Genomic DNA, 16109 nt, shown 5'->3' with positions numbered 1-16109 from the left:
CGGGACCCGACCGGCCGCGGCCGGCCGGGTCGGTCACGGCCGGCCCGCCGGACCCGAGTCCGGAGGGGGAGCCAGCACCACCGCGGCGCCGTCGTCGAGCAGTCGGGCGGCCAGGTCCCGGCCGAGGGCGGCCGCCCGGTCCATCGGACCGCGAACGGTGCCGCGGAACTCGCGGCTGCCGTCGAGCGCGATGGCCGTCCCGGTGAGCACCAGCTCCGGCGTGTCCGATCCGGGCGCCGGCTGGACCGTCGCGTACGCACCGACCGGTGCGGTGCAGCCCGCCTCCAGCGCGGCCAGCAGGGAGCGTTCGGCGACCGCGGCGGCGCGCGTGTCCCCGCAGTCGACCGTGGCCAGTGCCGTGGCGTACCAGGAGGGCGACCCACCCGTCACCGCGTCGGTGCGGGCCTCGACGGCCAGCGCGCCCTGGGCCGGGGCCGGCAGCATGACCTCCGGGTCGAGCAGGTCGGTGACCGCGGCGGACCGCCCCAGCCGGGCCAGACCGGCGGCGGCCAGCACCACCGCGTCCAGTCGACCGTCGCCGACGTGGCCGAGCCGGGTGTCGACGTTGCCCCGGATGGCGTGGATCTGCAGGTCGGGACGGTGCCGCAGCAGCTGGGCGGCCCGCCGTGGCGACCCGGTGCCGACCGAGGCGCCGCGCGGCAGGGTGGCCAGGGTCCAGCCGTTGCGCGCGCACACCGCGTCGCGTGGGTCCTCCCGGGTCGGGACCGCTCCCAGCGTGAGTCCGGGGGCCGGTGCGGTGGGCAGATCCTTGAGCGAGTGCACCACCACGTCCACCGACCCGGCGGCCAGCGCGTCGCGGACCGCGGTGACGAACACCCCGGTGCCGCCGATGCTGGCCAGCGGACCCAGGTTGACGTCACCCTCGGTGCGGATCCGCACCAGCTCGTGGCCGCGCCCGGCGGTGGCGGCCAGCGCGGCCGCCACCTGGCCGGACTGGGCCAGCGCCAGGGCACTCCCGCGGGTGCCGACCAGCAGTGGCCCCCCGGCGTCGGGAGCCTGGGACACGGTCACGTTCCGATCCCGGAGGCGGCCAGCCGCGCGGGATCGACGTCGCAGCCGGGGAACTCGGTCCGGGGCCAGTCCGCGGCCGAGTCCACCGCGGCGGTCGTCGGTCTCACCGCGCGCAGGTTGACACAGCACTCCGGGGCGCAGAAGTCGGGACGGGCGGGCAGCGGCAGCCCGGTGGACCGGACCCCGGCCGGCTGCGGGTCTCCGGTCAGCCGCTCCTGGACCAGGTCGGCGAGCGCAGCCAGGAACCGGGGATCGGTGCCCGGGGTGGTCACCCGGCGGAAGAACAACCCGAGCTCCTCGGCCGTCTCGGCCGCCTCGTGGTCCAGGTCCCACACGACCTCGACGTGGTCGGAGACGAAGCCGATCGGGACGACCACGACCCCGCGCCGCCCGGCGCCGTGCACGCTGGTCAGGACGTCGTTGATGTCCGGCTCGAGCCACGGCTGGCTCGGCGGCCCGGACCGCGACTGGTAGGCCAGCTGCCAGGACAGCGAGGTGCCACCGAGATCGGCCAGCTCGGCGGTGACCTGACCGATGACGGACTCGGCCGCGGCCAGATGCTGCGTCACGTAGGCGCCGCCGGGTCGGTGGTCGCCCAGGGTGGCCGAACCCGAGACGTCGGCCATCGCGTCCGGGATGGAGTGGGTGGTGAAGACGATCTCGACGTCCGCGGGGGTCAGGCCCTCGCTCAGCGCGTCCCGCAGCGCGGCTGCGGTGCCGTCGACGAACGGGGCCAGGAACCCCGGCTGGTCGTAGTACGGCCGGATCTTGTCGATGCCGACCCGGCCGACGAGACCGGTGCTGGCCAGCGCCATCCCGAAGTCCTCGCGGTACTGCCGGCAGGACGAGTAGCTGGAGTACGCCGACGTGGCCAGTCCGAGCAGCCGCCGGTGACCGGCGGCTGCCGCGTCGGTGAGCACGTCCGGCAGGTACGGCGCCCAGTTGCGGTTGCCCCAGAGCACCGGCAGCTCGACGCCGCGCCGCTGCAGTTCCTGCTCGAGGGCACGGCGCAGCCGGCGGTTCTGCTCGTTGATCGGGGAGACGCCACCGAGGGCCCGGTAGTGGTGCGAGACCTCGACCAGGCGCTCGTCCGGGATGCCCCGCCCGCGAGTGACGTTGCGCAGGAACGGCATCACGTCGTCGGGGCCCTCCGGACCGCCGAACCCGGCCAGCAGCACGGCGTCGTACCCGAGGTCGACGGGCCGGTGACCATCGCCGGCCGTGTCGGTCGCCGCCGCGGCGGCCTGCCCGGACGTCACTGCACGACCTCGACCACGCCTGCCTCGTCGATCCGCCGACCGGAGAAGAACGGGACCTCTTCGCGGACGTGGCGGCGCGCGCCGGAGGCCCGCAGGTGCCGCATCAGGTCCACGGTGTCGTGCAGCTCGTCGGACTCCAGGGCCAGCAGCCACTCGTAGTCGCCCAGCGCGAACGCCGCGACGGTGTTGCCCAGCACCTGCGGGTACTCGCGGCCCATCCGGCCATGCTCGGCGAGCATCTGGCGCCGCTCCTCGTCGGGCAGCAGGTACCACTCGTACGACCGGACGAACGGGTAGACGGTGGCCCACTGCCGGGCCTCCAGCCCGGCCAGGAAGGCGGGCACGTGCCCGCGGTTGAACTCCGCCGGGCGGTGCAGGCCGAAGGCCGACCAGAACGGCCGCAGCGTGCGACCCACCGCGGTCCGGCGGAACCCCCGGCCGGCCATCTGCAGGGACTCGGCGGTCGGGCCGTGCCACCAGATCATCACGTCGCTGTCGGCGCGCAGGGCCGAGACGTCGTAGTACCCGCGCACGACGACGTCCTGCTCGGCCAGCTGCGCGGTGAGCTCGGCCAGTTCGGCGGTCGCCTTGTCGGCCGGGGCGTCCAGCTCGGTGGCCCGGGCGTACACGGCGAACCCGGTGTACCGGATGCCCGCGTTGATCTCCTCGGCGCTCGGGCCGGACGCGGCGGCGCCGTAGGTGTGGCCCGCGGCGTCGCCGTTGGGAGCCTGGTCAGGGGTGCCGGTCGCCGAGCTCATCGCCGAGGTCCTCTCGTCGCGCGGCCACGGAAGCTCGTCCGGGGCGGCCGCGCGCGCCCCGGAGCGTCCGGGGTGGTGGACCCCGGTCTCCATTGTGTCTCTCCCGCTCGACAGTCCGGGCCACCGAGGTGTGTCCGATGGGTGTGCCGCGCGCCACGTGGGTGCTCCTGATCGAGCCCTGCGGTCACCGCCCGTGTCGGCGGACGTGCGTCAGGGCTGCAGGCGGACGGCCAGCGCGGCGGCCGCGGTGCGGGTGTCGGCCACCACGGCGGCCAGCCCGGTCCCACCGGCGAAGGCGCCCACCACGGCCACGTCCCGGTCGGCGAGCCGTTCCCGCAGGGCGGCGACGGCCGCCCGGTGCCCGGGGACGGGAGTGGGCAGCGCCGAGGTCCATCGGATCACGTCCGTCGCCTCGACGTCCGCGGCCGGCAACGGGACGCCGAGCAGCACCTCGGCGTCGCGGCGGGCGATCTCCGGCAGATCGGCCTCGTCCGGGAGGTCCGAACCGTCGGCGGTGCGGCCGTAGGACAGGCGCAGCACGTGCCGACCCGGGCCGGCCGCCTCGGCCAGCCACCGCCACTTGGCCGTCGCGTGGGTCAGCGCCTTGGCCCGCACGGTGCGGACCCCCTCGGCGACCAGCACGCCGGTGCCGCGCGGCGCGCCGTCCAGCGCCGCGGAACGGATGACGAGCGAGGCGAGCAGCACCTCGCTGCTCGGTGTGCGGACCGCGTCGACGGCCTCCCGCGGCAGGGCTCCGTCGGTGGCGAGCGCCTGCACCAGGCCGGCGGTCACCGGACCCGGCGCGGCCAGCACCACCGCCCGCACGTCCAGCGTCCCGCCGGGCTGCAGGCGCACCCGCCACCCGCCGGCATCGGACGGTGTCAGGCCGAGCACGTCGACATCGCAGCGGATCTCGACCCCGGCCGCACCGGCCGCCGCGGCCAGGCCGGTGGCCAGGGTGTGCATCCCGCCGGTCAGGCCGTCGGCCGCCGAGCCGGCCTTGACCGCACCGGGTCGGACGCCGCGGACCTCGCGGACGGCCGCGGCCAGCGAGCCCGTCGACCGAACCTGCTCGAGCAGGGTCGGCGCGACGGTGCGGACCTCGAGCACGTCCGGGTCCGCGGCGTAGACGCCCCCGGCCACCGGACCGACCAGGCGGTCCAGCACCCGGCGACCCATCCGGGCCCGGACCAGCGAACCCACCGTCGGGGTGTGGTCGGACGTGCCGACCGACGCCGGCAGCACCCGGTCCAGCGTCGCCCGTGCGGCCCCGACCCAGCCGACCGCGCGGCGGACGTCGGCCGCCCACGGCCGGCCGGGGATGCCGAGCAGTCCGGCCCGGGGCAGCGGGGCCGGGCCGGCGGTGTGCTGCACCCACGCGCCCCGCGGATCGGGGGAGACGACCCGGTCGCCCATGCCGAGCTCGTCGATCAGCTCGCGGACCGCCGGTCGGGCGGTGGCGAACGAGTCGGCCCCGGCGTCCAGGGTCAGGCCGGCCAGCACGTGGGAGGACACCGCGCCGCCCGGGTGATCGGAGCGTTCCAGCACCACCACGCGCAAGCCGGCCCGGGCCAGGTCCCAACCGCTCAGCAACCCGGAGATGCCGCCGCCGACCACGGCCACGTCCACGGCCACGGGCACGTCCACGGGCACGTCGACGGGGCGAGGCGCGGCGGTCGGGTCGGTCACGGCTGGTCGTGCACGAAGGCGACCAGCCGGGTCAGCACCTCGGGATCGGTCTCCGGCGGCACGCCGTGCCCGAGGTTGACCACGTGACCCGGCGCCGAGCGCCCGCGCCGCAGCACGTCCCGGGTGTGCTCGTGCAGCGCGGTGTCGCCCGCGAACAGCAGGGCCGGATCGATGTTGCCCTGCACCGGCGTCCGGTGGCCGAGGCGGGCGCTGGCCACGTCGAGCGGCACCCGGTGGTCGACGCCGATGACGTCGGCGCCGGCGTCCCGCATGGCCACCAGCAGTTCGCCGGTGTTCACCCCGAAGTGCACGCGCGGCACGCCGGTTCGGCCGATCGCGGCCAGCACCGCGGCGGAGTGGGGTCGCACGAAGCGCTCGTAGTCGGGCAGGGACAACGCGCCCGCCCAGGAGTCGAACAGCTGGACGGCGGACGCGCCGGCCTGCACCTGGGCCTGCAGGAACGCCCCCGTGACCTGCGCGGTCCAGGCGGCGAGCCGGTGCCAGGTGTCCGGGTCGGCGTGCATGAGCGCCCGGGTGTGCAGGTGCTCCCGGCTGGGGCCCCCTTCGACCAGGTAGGAGGCCAGGGTGAACGGTGCCCCGGCGAACCCGACCAGCGGCACGCCGCCCAGTTCGGCCACCGTGAGGGCGGCCGCCGCGGCGACGGGGGCCAGCGCGGCCGGGTCCAGTTCGGGCAGCGCCGCCACGTCGGCAGCGGTGCGCACCGGGCTCCCCATGACCGGGCCGACCCCGGCGACGATGTCGACGTCGACCCCGGCCAGCTTCAGCGGCACCACGATGTCGCTGAACAGCACGGCGGCGTCCACGTCGTGCCGGCGCACCGGCTGCAGGGTGATCTCCGCGGCGAGCTCCGGCCGCAGACAGGACTCCAGCATGCCCACGCCGGCGCGGGCGGCCCGGTACTCCGGCAGCGACCGCCCGGCCTGCCGCATGAACCACACCGGGCGGCGGGTCGGGGCGCCACCGGTGAAGGCGGCCACCAGCGGGCTGCCCGACGTCCGTCCGTCCCGCAACGGGTGATCGGCCGGGAGTGCCAGGACCGACCGGCCGTCCGCCGGAGCGGGGGCGGGGTCGGCGTTCGGATCAAGGTCGGTGTCGGTCGTGCTGCGCTCGCTCATGGTGGGTCCATGGTGGCAGAGCCGGCCGAGCCGACCTGCCGAACGGGTGAGGAGCCGGTCGGTTCCGGGATGGGCCGGGCCGGGCGCGCCCGGGTGATGCAGATCGCGTCCCGGTCCGTCATGATCGCCACGGCCGGCCGGTCTCGGGGCGTCGTCGCAGCTCAACGCGGTGATCCGGCGGCCGGGCGGGACGATCGGACGGCGCGCGGGTAAGGGTCGCCTTCGTGGAATTCGGAGCGTCGCCGTCCGTAACATCCATGTCATGCTCATGGTTCTCGGTGCCAGCCACCACGACCTGGAGCTGACGCATCTCGAGCGGCTGACCGTCGGTGTCGACCGGTTGCACCGCGATCTGGTCGACATGGTCCGCTCAGACGCTCCCTCCGAGTCCGGCACCGCTCCCGTGCTCGACGACCACGCGCCAGCCGTCCGCGGCTTCGTGCTGCTGTCCACCTGCAACCGGGTGGAGATCTACCTCGACGCGAACCGCTTCCACGACGCCATCGACGCGGTCACCGCCGCCGTGGCCGCCGCGTGCGGGGTCGAGGCGGAGGAGGTCGGCTCCCTGCTCAAGGTCCGCGTGGGCGCCCCGGTGGCCGCCCACCTGTTCACCGTGGTCAGTGGGCTGGACTCGATGGTGGTCGGCGAGGCCGAGATCGCCGGCCAGGCCACCCGCGCGTTCCGGCAGGCCCAGCTGGCCGGGACCACCACCCCCACGCTGAACGCGCTGTTCCAGGCCTCGGCCCGTACGGCCAAGCAGGTCACCTCCAGCACCTCGCTGGGTGCGGCCGGTCGCTCGGTGGCCTCCGTCGCCCTCGACATCGCCGCCGACCGCTTCGGCGCCCCGGCCAGCGCCCTGATCGTCGGCACCGGTGCGTACGCCCGGGTGGTCGCCGCCGAGCTGCGCCGGCGCGGCCAGATCGACCTGTCGGTGCACTCGCCGTCCGGGCGGGCCGAGTCGTTCGCCGTCCGGCACGCCGCCGCCCCGGTCGGTCACGCGGACCTGGTCGACGTGCTGGCCAAGGTCGACCTGGTCGTCACCTGCAGTGGCGGCGCCACCGAGAGCCTGAACGCCGACGTCATGGCGGCGGCCACCGCACGCCGGGACCGTGACCTGCCGGTCGTCGATCTGGCCCTGCGTCCGGACGTCGGCCGGCCGGCCCGCGAGGTCCCCGGGGTGTTCGTCGTCGACCTGAACTCGGTGTCCGACCGGACCGTCGCCGGCGCCCCGGCCGTCGAGGTGATGGCGGCGCAGGACATCGTCATCGCCGCGGTCGCCGCGTTCGAGGAGCAGCTGGTCATGCGCCAGCTGGATCCGGCCGTGGTGGCGCTGCGGCAGCACGTGACCCGCACCGTCCGCAAGGAGATGGACCGGCTGCGGGCCAAGTACGACGACGACGTGGCCGCCGACGTCGAGCTGTCGATGCACCGGATCACCCAGACGCTGCTGCACACGCCGACCCTGCGCGCCCGCGAGCTGGCCCGCACCGGGGACGGTGCCGGCTACGTGCAGGCGCTGCACACGCTGTTCGGCATCGAGGTCAGCCTCGACGGCAGCGATCCGCACGCCGCCCGCTGACCACCTGATCGCCGACCGAGGCCCGAGTCCCCGTGCGGGGCTCGGGCCTCGGGCCTCGGTCGTGCCGACGGTCAGCGGATGACCGCGCTGCCATGCGCGATCGCCGAGAACCAGCTGGTGGTCCTGGCCTGCACCGTCATCGTGTACGTCCGGCCGGGCACCAGGTTGCGCACGGTCACACTCCGGGCGGACGGTCCGACGGTCGTCGACCACGGCCCGAACGCGTTGGAGTCCTTGCCGTCCCGGGTGACGGTCCAGCCGATCAGGGTGATCCCGGCCGGGACCGTCGGTGGCTCCCAGCTGATCCGCTGCGTCGTGCCCGTGGCCTGCACCACCGTCACCTTCGTCGGCGCCGGGACACCCTGCTGCGATCCCACCAGCACCTGCGCACCGTGCGCGGGGGAGGAACCCACGGCGGTGATCGCCGAGACCGTCAGCGTGTAGGTGCGCCAGGCGACCAGCTTGCTGACCACGAAGCGGGTCGCCGACGCCGGCAGCACCGTGGACCACGGCCCCGTCCCCGAACTGTCGGTCCCGTCCCGGGTCACGCGGTAGCCGGTGATCGGCTGCCCGCCGCTGTCGGTCGGCGGTGACCAGGAGATCGTGGCTGCGCTGCCGCCGGTGGGAACGACGGTGACGGCGGTCGGGCCGGCCGGGAGCGTCCACGCCCGGACCGCCACCGTCGCGGTCGCCGGGGTGCCGGTTCCGGCCGCGGTCACCGCCTGCACGGTCAGCGTGTAGGTACGACCCACCACCAGCCGGCCGAAGCCGAACGACCGGCTGGTGGCCGGCACGACGGTGCTGAAGGCCCCGTACCCGGTGCTGTCGACGCCGTCCCGGGCGACCCGGTACCCGGTCACCGTCTGCCCGGCGGGCAGGCTCGACGGCGACCAGGTGAGCGTGGCGGCGCCGTTCCCGGTCTGGGTCGCGGTGACCCTGGACGGCGCCGGCGGGGCGGTCGGGCCGGCCGCGGTGAACGTGGCGGTCAGCGTGGTCGGGGTGGCCGGTGTGATGAAGGCGTGTGACGCCGCGCCGCCGTCGGACCACCGGGTGAACGTCCAGGCCCGGCCGCTGCCGTCGGTCTGCGGCGCGGCGTTCACCGGCACCGCCCAGTTCGCCCACGAGGTGATCGTGGTCGGGGTGGACACCACCGTGCCGTTCAGCGTGACCTTCAGGCCGGCCGGGTCGCTCGCCACGGTGACCGGGACCGTGCGCGGGCGGAAGTCCTGTCGGACCGTGGTGCTCACGCCCCGGGAATCGGTGGCGGTGAGCTGGATCTCGAGCCAGCTGTCCGTCGTCGACGCCGGGTCCTCGGGCGCCGGGCCGGTGATCGTGGTGGTGGCGCCGCTGACCGGTCCGATCACCGGGTGGGTGTGCGTGGCGTGGTGCTTGATCACCGTCCAGCTCAACGACGACGCGGGCAGGGTGCCGTCCTCCGCGTCGGTGGCGCTGCCGCGGAGCGTGTACGTGGTGCCGACCGAGAACAGGTCGGTCGCGGTGGGCGAGAGGATCGTCGGCACCGGGGCGGCGTTGCCGGCCTGCACCGACGCGGTGGCCTGGCTGCTCAGCCCGCCGGGATCGGTGACCTGCAGGGTGACGGTGTACGCGCCGACGCTCGCGTAGGTGTGCGTCGTGCTCGGCGTGGTGGTGGTGACCGTGGGGGTGCCGTCGCCGAAGGTCCAGCGATAGCTCAGCGCGTCACCGTCGGGGTCGGTGCTGCCGGTGCCGTCGAACGAGATCTCGGTGGCGCCGGGGCCGGTCGCGGTGGTGACGACGGCGGTCGGGGCCCGGTTCGCGCTGCCGGTGGCGGTGATCCTGCGCAGCTCGGTCGGGGTGGCGTAGTACAGGGCCTGCCCGGCGCCGTCCGGCCCGAACTCGATGGTCAGCGGGGCATCCAGGCCGGTGGCGAACTCCGTCCGCACGTTGTCCGGCGAGAGGGCGAAGATCGTGCCGCAGGTGTAGTCGGCGAACAGGTAGCTGCCCGCGTACGCCGGCCAGGTCCCGCTGGGCACGTACGCCCCGCCGGTGATCGAGGTGCACCCGGTGCTCTGCCCGTAGTCGAAGACCGGGTCGGTCAGCCCGGCCGGTGTCGCTGCGCCGCAGTTCGTCTCGGAGTTGGTCAGCTGGCAGTGCCCCTCCCGGAGGTTCCAGCCGTAGTCGGCGCCCCGGACGCCCTGGTCGATCTCGTCCCAGGTGTCCTGGCCGACGTCGTTGATCCGGAACGAGGTGCCTCCCGCGTCCGGGTCGAACGCCAGCCGGAACGGGTTGCGCAGCCCGGTCGCGAACGTCTCCTGGCAGGTCACGCCGTCCGCGGCCGGAGCGGTGGCGCAGCTCGCGGTCCCGGGCCCCTGGAACGGATTGTCGGCGGGGATGCCGCCGTCCTGGGTGATCCGCAGGATCTTGGCGTTCAGCACGTTCCGGTCACGGGCGGTGTCGTTGGCCGGGCCGCAGCCGCTGCCGCCCGGGAAGCGGACATCGCCGCGGTAGTCGCACATCCCGTCGCCGGTGGCGATGTAGAGCAGGCCGTCCCGGCCCAGGTCGATGTCGCCGGCGTTGTGGTAGCCGGAGCTGGAGTAGATGCCGTCGAGCAGCACCCGTTCGCTGGCCGGGTCGGCGGTGCCGTCGGGGCGGAGCGTGAACCGCGAGACCCGGTTGCGCGGAGCGGTGGCCGGGTTCGGCCCGGCGCCGTCGGTGCGGGCGGCGCAGGTGCCGCCCGCGTCCCGGGCCGTCCAGAACGCCCAGAGGTACTGCGTCGAGCCGGTCGCGGCGGCGGGGTCGGTGGCGATGCCGAGCAGGCCACGCTCGTAGTTGCCGCACAGCCGAGCGGACAGGTCCAGCACCGGGGCCGGCTGCAGGGCGCCGTTGCGCACGCTGCGCACCACGCCGGCCTTGGTCGCCACCAGCACGGTCCGGTCGGACAGCACGGCCAGATCGAGGGCGTAGTCCAGCGATCCGACCAGGGCATCGGTGTAGGTCGGCGGCACCGCCGCCACAGCGGGTGGGGCGGTGGCGGACAGGGTGACGGGCGAAACGATCCCGACCGTCAGGGCCAGGGCGAGGAACAACCGGAGAGCGCGCACGCGGGGACCCATCGGACTCGAACGGGAGAGCAGGCGCGCAACCATCCCTCATCCAGGCGTCTCCTGGCTACGCTCCGACGAACGGTCATCCCCCTTCCACCCGTTCGGGCGGTGCCGGCCCCGCGACCGCGGCGCTCGGTCATCGCCCCGGCGTGGCCGGCGGCCACCGTCCGGACCCGCAGACGCCGACGGGCCCCGATCACCGGCACGTGGTGATCGGGGCCTGTCGACAGCGCCGTGGGATCAGGCCAGGCCGGCGGCGTCGAAGGCCTTCAGCGTCGGGGCGATCGTCGCGGTCGGGCCGACCACGTCCGCGATCGCGTCCAGGGTCTTGAGGCCGTCGCCGGTGTTGAAGATGACGGTCTCGGCCTCGGGGTCGAGCTGGCCGGTGGCCAGGAGCTTGCGCAGGGTCGCGACAGTCACCCCACCGGCGGTCTCGGCGAAGATGCCCTCGGTGCGGGCCAGCAGCTTGATGCCCTCGATGACCTCGTCGTCGCTGACGTCCTCGATGGCCCCGCCGGTGCGCCGCACCGTGTCCAGCACGTACGGTCCGTCGGCCGGGTTGCCGATGGCCAGCGACTTGGCGATGGTGTCCGGCCGGACCGGCCGGACCGTGTCGTGCCCGTCCTTGAAGGCGTGCGCCACCGGGGCGCACCCGGTGGCCTGCGCGCCGAACACCCGGTAGGGCGTCGGCTCGACCAGGCCCAGGTTGCCGAGCTCGGTGAAGCCCTTGTCGATCTTCACCAGCTGAGCGCCGGAGGCGATCGGGACCACGACCTGCTGCGGCAGCCGCCAGCCCAGCTGCTCGGCCACCTCGTACGCGAGCGTCTTGGAACCCTCGGCGTAGTACGGCCGGACGTTGACGTTCACGAACGCCCAGTCGTCCTGCTCGGCGGCGATCTCGCCGGCCAGCCGGTTGATGTCGTCGTAGTTGCCCTCGACCGCGACCAGCGTCCCGCCGTAGGCGGCGGTGGTCAGGATCTTCTGCTGCTCCAGGTTGGACGGGATCAGCACCACGGAGCGGATGCCGGCCCGGGCGGCCGCGGCGGCCACCGCGTTGGCCAGGTTGCCGGTCGACGGGCAGGCCAGCACCGAGAAGCCCAGCTCGCGGGCGGCGGCCAGGGCGACGGCCACGACCCGGTCCTTGAACGAGTGCGTCGGGTTGCCCGAGTCGTCCTTGACCCACAGCCGCTTGAGACCGAGCTCACGGGCCAGGTTGTCGGCGCGGACGAGCTTGGTGCAGCCCGGGTTGATGTTGGGGGTGTCAGCGATCCCGGCCGGCACCGGCAGCAGCGGGGCGTAGCGCCAGATGTTCTGCGGGCCGCGCTCGATCGCCCGGCGCAGCTCCTCGCGGGCCAGGGTGAACTCGTAGGAGACCTCGAGCGGACCGAAACACTCGGAACAGGCGTAGTACGGACCGAGGTCGACCCGGTTGCCGCACTCGCGACAGGACAACGCGACAGCGGGTCCGAGGTCGAGACCGCCCACATTGTCGGTGGTTCCGGCGGCGGTGGTGATGGTGCTGGTCATGGCGAGGCCCTTCTGGCTCATCTTCCCCGGGGCGCCTGCTCCGGGACGGAAGTGGCACCTGCCGATGATCGGCCCCGCCGCGCGGACCCGTGGGCCGCTGGTCGGAACATCATCAGTGGTTGCCGGGGCTTCATCGGGCCGTGTCCCTCTGCCCCTCTGGATGAGGTGTGTTCAGTTGTGGTCGGTGCCCGGACCGCCGCGGTGGGAGCCGGATGTCCGGCGATCAGCTTAGCCGACCGCCGGGGGCGGCCCGACCGCTCGACCGGGCGGCCGATCGGGAGCGTCCGGTGGGGTGCGTCCGGTCAGGGGGACGGTGCGCCGGCGACGCTGACCGCGTCGATGGTGGCGTCACCGGCGGGCAGCCCGTCCCGGCCGCCACCGTTGATGCCCGCCGCGGCGATCCCGTCGAGCACCTCCAGGCCTCCGGTGACGCTGCCGAACACGGTGTAGGCCGGGGGCAGCCGGGAGTCGCCGATGACCAGGAAGAACTGGGAGCCGTTGGTGTCCGGGCCAGCGTTGGCCATGGCCACCGTGCCGCGCGGATAGGGAACCGCCTCGGTCCCGGCGTCGGCCGGCACCTCGTCGTCGAACACCCAGGGCGGGCCGCCGCGACCGGTGCGTGTCGGGTCGCCGCACTGCAGCACGGTGAGGCCGGGGTGGGCGGTGAGCCGGTGGCAGCTGGCGGCGTCGAACCAGCCCTGCTCGGCCAGGCTGACGAAGTTGCCGACCGTGCACGGCGCCGCCGCGCGGTCCAGGGTGACCTCGACCGGTCCGCCGGCGAAGTCGAGCGTGGTCGTGACCGTGCCGGACGCCGGCTGGGAGGTGGCCGGTGGATCCACCGGCCGCGCGGCCTCCCGGCCGCTGGGTGTCCACTCGCAGGTCGCGGTGACGGTGCCGGACGCGTCGGTGCTGCGGGCTCCCGCGGCCGCGTCACCCGGGGCGGATCCGGCCGGGTCCGTGGTCGGCGCATCACTGCCGCAGGCGCTCACCGACAGCACCGCGAGCACGGCGGCGACGGGAGCCAGCCGGCGCCGGCCCGTCCGCCGCCGGTGAGCGGCGGCCGGCGCGGTCGGTGCGGCGGCTGCACCGCTCGGGGACGGATCGGGGACGACGAGCAGGCGGGTCGGCACCGGAGCACCGTAGACGCCGGACCGCAGCCCGGTCCGGCACCGCGGACGCGCCGCGCGGTCGGGTGTCGGCCCCGGCTGGCAGCATGGGCGGCGTGTCCCCCGCCTCGTCTGGTCCCCGGGCCGCCGGCCGGTCGTCCGGGGCCGTCGCGTCCCCGGGTCCGCTGGTCCTGCTCTCCGGGGACGAGGAACTGCTCGTCGATCGGGCCGCCCGACGGGTCGTCCTGGCGATCCGTGCGGTCACGCCGGAGGCCGAGCGCCGGGACGCGACGGTCTCCGGGCTGACGGCGGCCGAGTTCGCCGATCTGACCGCACCCAGCCTGTTCGCCGAGCCCCGGGTGGTCGTGCTGCGCGACGCCCAGGACGCGAACAAGGACCTGACCGCGGAACTGCTGCGGTACGCGGCGGCCCCGGACGAGTCGACCACCCTGGTCGTCCACCACTCGGGCGCGGCCCGGAACAAGCCACTGGCCGACGGGCTGCGCAAGGCCGGCGCCACCGTGCTGACCTGCGCGAGGATCACCCGGCCCGCGGAGCGGCTGGATTTCGTCAGGGCCGAGATCCGGGAGGCCGGTGGGCGGGCCTCGCCGGATGCGGTGGCGGCGCTGGTCGAGGCGGTCGGGTCCGACCTGCGTGAGCTGGCCGCAGCCGCGTCGCAGCTGGTCGCCGACAGCGGGGGACGGGTGGACGAGACCGCCGTGCACCGGTACTACAGCGGCCGGGCCGAGGTCAGCGGGTTCGCGGTGGCCGATCTGGCCGTGGCCGGGGACCTGCCCGCGGCGCTGGAGGCGCTGCGCTGGGCGATGGCCATCGGGGTGGCGCCGGTGCTGGTCGCCGACGCCCTGGCGGACGGGGTGCGCACCGTGGCCAAGGTGCGCGGTGCCCGCCCGGGCAGCGGGGTGTCGCTGGCCGGGGAGCTGGGCATGCCGCCGTGGAAGATCGACAAGGCCCGCGGCGTGGCCCGGCACTGGTCGCCGCCCGCGCTGCTCACCGCGCTGTCGGTGGTCGCGACCGTGAACGCCGACGTGAAAGGCGCCGCCACGGACGTCGAGTACGCCCTGGAGTCGGCGGTGCGGCGGATCGCCGAGCTGCGCGGCGCCTGACCACCCGGCGACGACGAACGCCACGGCCCGTGGTGGGGCCGTGGCGTTCGTCGGATGCTCAGGTGCCGGGCTGCTCGGCCCGACCGCCGCGTCAGAGCGCGTTGACCTGCTGGGCCAGCGCGGACTTGCGGTTGGCGGCCTGGTTGGCGTGGATGACGCCCTTGGAGACGGCCTTGTCCAGGCTGCGGCCGGCGGCGCGCAGCTCGACCTGCGCCGCGTCCTTGTCACCGGCGTCGACCGCGGTGCGCACCTTGCGGACGGCCGTCTTCAGAGCCGACTTCACCGACTTGTTGCGCTGCCGGGCGAGCTCGTTGGTCCGGATGCGCTTGATCTGCGACTTGATGTTGGCCACGCGGGATCTGCCTTCAATCTCTCTCGTTGCTGGTGGATGCTCTGCACGCCTGGTCGGGTCCGCCGTGGACCGGGGGTGCACCGCATCGGACCCGGGAGTCCCGGGCGCCGGCACAGCGCGCACCACCGCTGAGGCAGACCATCAGGTGCATCAGCAGACGCACCGACAGAACAGCATACAACAGCGACCGGTCCGGGTCGTCGTCCCGCTGATCGCATCCCGCACACTGCTGCGATGCCGCTCCGCTCCCTGACGTCCCGTGTCCGCTCGGCCGTGTCCCGGGCCGACGGCCCGCCGAAGGCCACCGCCACCACCTGGTTCATGGTGGCCCTGCTCGGCGGGGCCGGCGTCGCCCACTTCGTGAAGCCCGACACCTACCAGGCGTTCGTGCCGTCGTGGTTCCCGGCGGCGCCGACGGTGGTCGCGGTCAGCGGGGTGGCCGAGATCGGCTGTGCCGGGCTGCTCGCGATGCCCGCCACCCGACGGGTGGGCGGCTGGGCGTCGGCCGCGCTCATGGTCGGCGTGTTCCCGGCGAACATCGACATGGCCGTCACTGCGGTGCGGCACCGGGTGCCGGCCCAGGCCCAGGCCCTCACGCTGGCTCGGTTGCCGCTGCAACTGCCGTTGATCTGGTGGTCACTCAAGGCGGCGGGCGTGGGTCCGGGCCGCCCCTGATCGGGACGGCCCGGACGGCTGGGATCGAGCGATCTGCCCGTCAGCTCGCCGGCGGGGTGAGCACCTGGTCGATCAGGTAGACGGTCGCGTTCGCGGTGGTGACGCCGCCGCAGATGACCGAGGCGCCGTTGACCATGAGCGCATCGCCGGAGCCGGTGACCTCCAGCGTGGCGCCGTTGGCCGTGGTGTGGGTGCCGACCACCGCATCAGGGGACAGCTGCCCCGGCACCACGTGGTAGGTCAGGATGCCGGTGAGCAGGGTGCTGTCGGTCTTCAGCGTGTCGACGGTGGTCGCCGGCAGGGCCGCGAAGGCGTCGTCGACCGGGGCGAAGACGGTGAATTCGCCGTTGTTCAGGGTGTCGACCAGGTTCACCTGCGGGTTCAGCTGGCCGGACACCGCCGCGGTCAGCTGGGTCAGCAGCGGATTGTTCGAGGCGGCCACGGCGACGGGATCGGCGGCCATGCCCTCGACCGAACCGGCGCCGGACGGCACCGCCGCCGCGTAGTCCGCGCAGCCCGGGCCGACCAGGTCACCCTCGGCCATGGCGCCGCCCGAGCTCGACATCGGGGCGGACGACGACATCGGGCTCGACATCGGGCTCGACATGGGGCTCGACATGTCGGACGAGCTCGACATGCTCGACGACGGCGAGGTCGTCATGCTGCCGGAGCCGGCGTCCGAGCCGGAGCCGCAGGCGGCCAGGGTGGCGGCCAGGCCGAGGCCGGCCAGCAGGGTGGCGGTGCGCTTGACGATCATGATGCTCTCCTGTCGTGGACGGTGCGGTTCGA

General features: G+C 74.6%; 13 protein-coding genes and 1 riboswitch. Of the genes, 3 read left to right on the top strand and 10 right to left on the bottom strand.

Annotated elements, in window-relative coordinates; genetic code table 11:
* Positions 1 to 33: 33 nt before the first annotated feature.
* The 5 genes from hemC to hemE form a co-directional block, all read right to left on the bottom strand.
* Positions 34 to 1032: a hydroxymethylbilane synthase gene (gene hemC / locus JL106_RS08640; protein ID WP_328841815.1), complete on the bottom strand. Its 999-nt coding sequence runs from the start codon at positions 1030 to 1032 to the stop codon at positions 34 to 36.
* The gene (locus tag JL106_RS08635; RefSeq protein ID WP_205260290.1) at positions 1029 to 2291 is read right to left on the bottom strand and encodes a ferrochelatase; all 1263 of its coding nucleotides are present in this window, start codon (positions 2289 to 2291) and stop codon (positions 1029 to 1031) included. The genes hemC and JL106_RS08635 overlap by 4 nt, the downstream gene beginning before the upstream one ends.
* The gene (hemQ, locus tag JL106_RS08630) at positions 2288 to 3049 is read right to left on the bottom strand and encodes a hydrogen peroxide-dependent heme synthase (protein WP_205260289.1); all 762 of its coding nucleotides are present in this window, start codon (positions 3047 to 3049) and stop codon (positions 2288 to 2290) included. Before hemQ ends, JL106_RS08635 begins: the two co-directional genes overlap by 4 nt.
* A gap of 210 nt (positions 3050 to 3259) precedes the next feature.
* The gene (hemG, locus tag JL106_RS08625) at positions 3260 to 4738 is read right to left on the bottom strand and encodes a protoporphyrinogen oxidase (RefSeq protein WP_205260288.1); all 1479 of its coding nucleotides are present in this window, start codon (positions 4736 to 4738) and stop codon (positions 3260 to 3262) included.
* Positions 4735 to 5874 (bottom strand): uroporphyrinogen decarboxylase, encoded by a 1140-nt coding sequence (gene hemE, locus JL106_RS08620; protein ID WP_205260287.1) that lies wholly within the window; start codon positions 5872 to 5874, stop codon positions 4735 to 4737. Before hemE ends, hemG begins: the two co-directional genes overlap by 4 nt.
* Positions 5875 to 6136: 262 nt before the next feature.
* Here hemE and JL106_RS08615 point away from each other — a divergent pair, with 262 nt between their 5' ends.
* Positions 6137 to 7453: a glutamyl-tRNA reductase gene (locus JL106_RS08615; RefSeq protein ID WP_205260286.1), complete on the top strand. Its 1317-nt coding sequence runs from the start codon at positions 6137 to 6139 to the stop codon at positions 7451 to 7453.
* Positions 7454 to 7524: 71 nt separating this feature from the next.
* Here the strand turns inward: JL106_RS08615 and JL106_RS08610 are convergent, their stop codons facing one another.
* The 3 genes from JL106_RS08610 to JL106_RS20855 all read right to left on the bottom strand — a co-directional run bounded on the left by JL106_RS08610 (position 7525) and on the right by JL106_RS20855 (position 13193).
* The gene (locus tag JL106_RS08610) at positions 7525 to 10533 is read right to left on the bottom strand and encodes a fibronectin type III domain-containing protein (RefSeq protein WP_205260285.1); all 3009 of its coding nucleotides are present in this window, start codon (positions 10531 to 10533) and stop codon (positions 7525 to 7527) included.
* Positions 10534 to 10776: 243 nt separating this feature from the next.
* Positions 10777 to 12063 (bottom strand): threonine synthase, encoded by a 1287-nt coding sequence (gene thrC / locus JL106_RS08605; protein ID WP_205260449.1) that lies wholly within the window; start codon positions 12061 to 12063, stop codon positions 10777 to 10779.
* A gap of 14 nt (positions 12064 to 12077) precedes the next feature.
* A riboswitch (SAM riboswitch) is annotated at positions 12078 to 12230 on the bottom strand.
* Positions 12231 to 12365: 135 nt separating this feature from the next.
* Complete coding sequence (locus JL106_RS20855; RefSeq protein WP_205260284.1) at positions 12366 to 13193, bottom strand: peptidylprolyl isomerase; 828 nt, start codon at positions 13191 to 13193, stop codon at positions 12366 to 12368.
* 83 nt (positions 13194 to 13276) lie between these two features.
* Here JL106_RS20855 and holA point away from each other — a divergent pair, with 83 nt between their 5' ends.
* Positions 13277 to 14293 carry a DNA polymerase III subunit delta gene (gene holA / locus JL106_RS08595; RefSeq protein ID WP_205260283.1) on the top strand — a complete coding sequence of 339 codons (1017 nt, stop codon included), beginning with the start codon at positions 13277 to 13279 and terminating at the stop codon, positions 14291 to 14293.
* Positions 14294 to 14384: 91 nt separating this feature from the next.
* On the opposite strand, the gene rpsT is transcribed toward holA, so the two are convergent.
* Positions 14385 to 14645 (bottom strand): 30S ribosomal protein S20, encoded by a 261-nt coding sequence (gene rpsT, locus JL106_RS08590; RefSeq protein ID WP_205260282.1) that lies wholly within the window; start codon positions 14643 to 14645, stop codon positions 14385 to 14387.
* A gap of 234 nt (positions 14646 to 14879) precedes the next feature.
* Between rpsT and JL106_RS08585 the strand changes: the two genes are divergently transcribed.
* Positions 14880 to 15320: a DoxX family protein gene (locus tag JL106_RS08585; protein WP_205260281.1), complete on the top strand. Its 441-nt coding sequence runs from the start codon at positions 14880 to 14882 to the stop codon at positions 15318 to 15320.
* Positions 15321 to 15360: 40 nt separating this feature from the next.
* Here JL106_RS08585 and JL106_RS08580 read toward each other — a convergent pair whose 3' ends face one another.
* Positions 15361 to 16080 (bottom strand): fasciclin domain-containing protein, encoded by a 720-nt coding sequence (locus JL106_RS08580; RefSeq protein ID WP_407940129.1) that lies wholly within the window; start codon positions 16078 to 16080, stop codon positions 15361 to 15363.
* Between the last annotated feature and the right edge of the window lie 29 nt (positions 16081 to 16109).

Source organism: Nakamurella leprariae, assembly GCF_016918035.1.
Taxonomy (GTDB): Bacteria; Actinomycetota; Actinomycetes; order Mycobacteriales; family Nakamurellaceae; genus Nakamurella; species Nakamurella leprariae.
This window is presented reverse-complemented; position numbering and strand designations above follow the sequence as displayed.

Excerpts from the sequence above, each read along its gene's own strand:
- thrC (WP_205260449.1), bottom strand. The coding sequence starts at position 12,063 with ATGACCAGCACCATCACCACCGCCGCCGGAACCACCGACAATGTGGGC.
- hemQ (WP_205260289.1), bottom strand. The coding sequence starts at position 3,049 with ATGAGCTCGGCGACCGGCACCCCTGACCAGGCTCCCAACGGCGACGCC.
- hemE (WP_205260287.1), bottom strand. The coding sequence starts at position 5,874 with ATGAGCGAGCGCAGCACGACCGACACCGACCTTGATCCGAACGCCGAC.
- JL106_RS08585 (WP_205260281.1), top strand. The coding sequence starts at position 14,880 with ATGCCGCTCCGCTCCCTGACGTCCCGTGTCCGCTCGGCCGTGTCCCGG.
- JL106_RS08615 (WP_205260286.1), top strand. The coding sequence starts at position 6,137 with ATGCTCATGGTTCTCGGTGCCAGCCACCACGACCTGGAGCTGACGCAT.
- holA (WP_205260283.1), top strand. The coding sequence starts at position 13,277 with ATGGGCGGCGTGTCCCCCGCCTCGTCTGGTCCCCGGGCCGCCGGCCGG.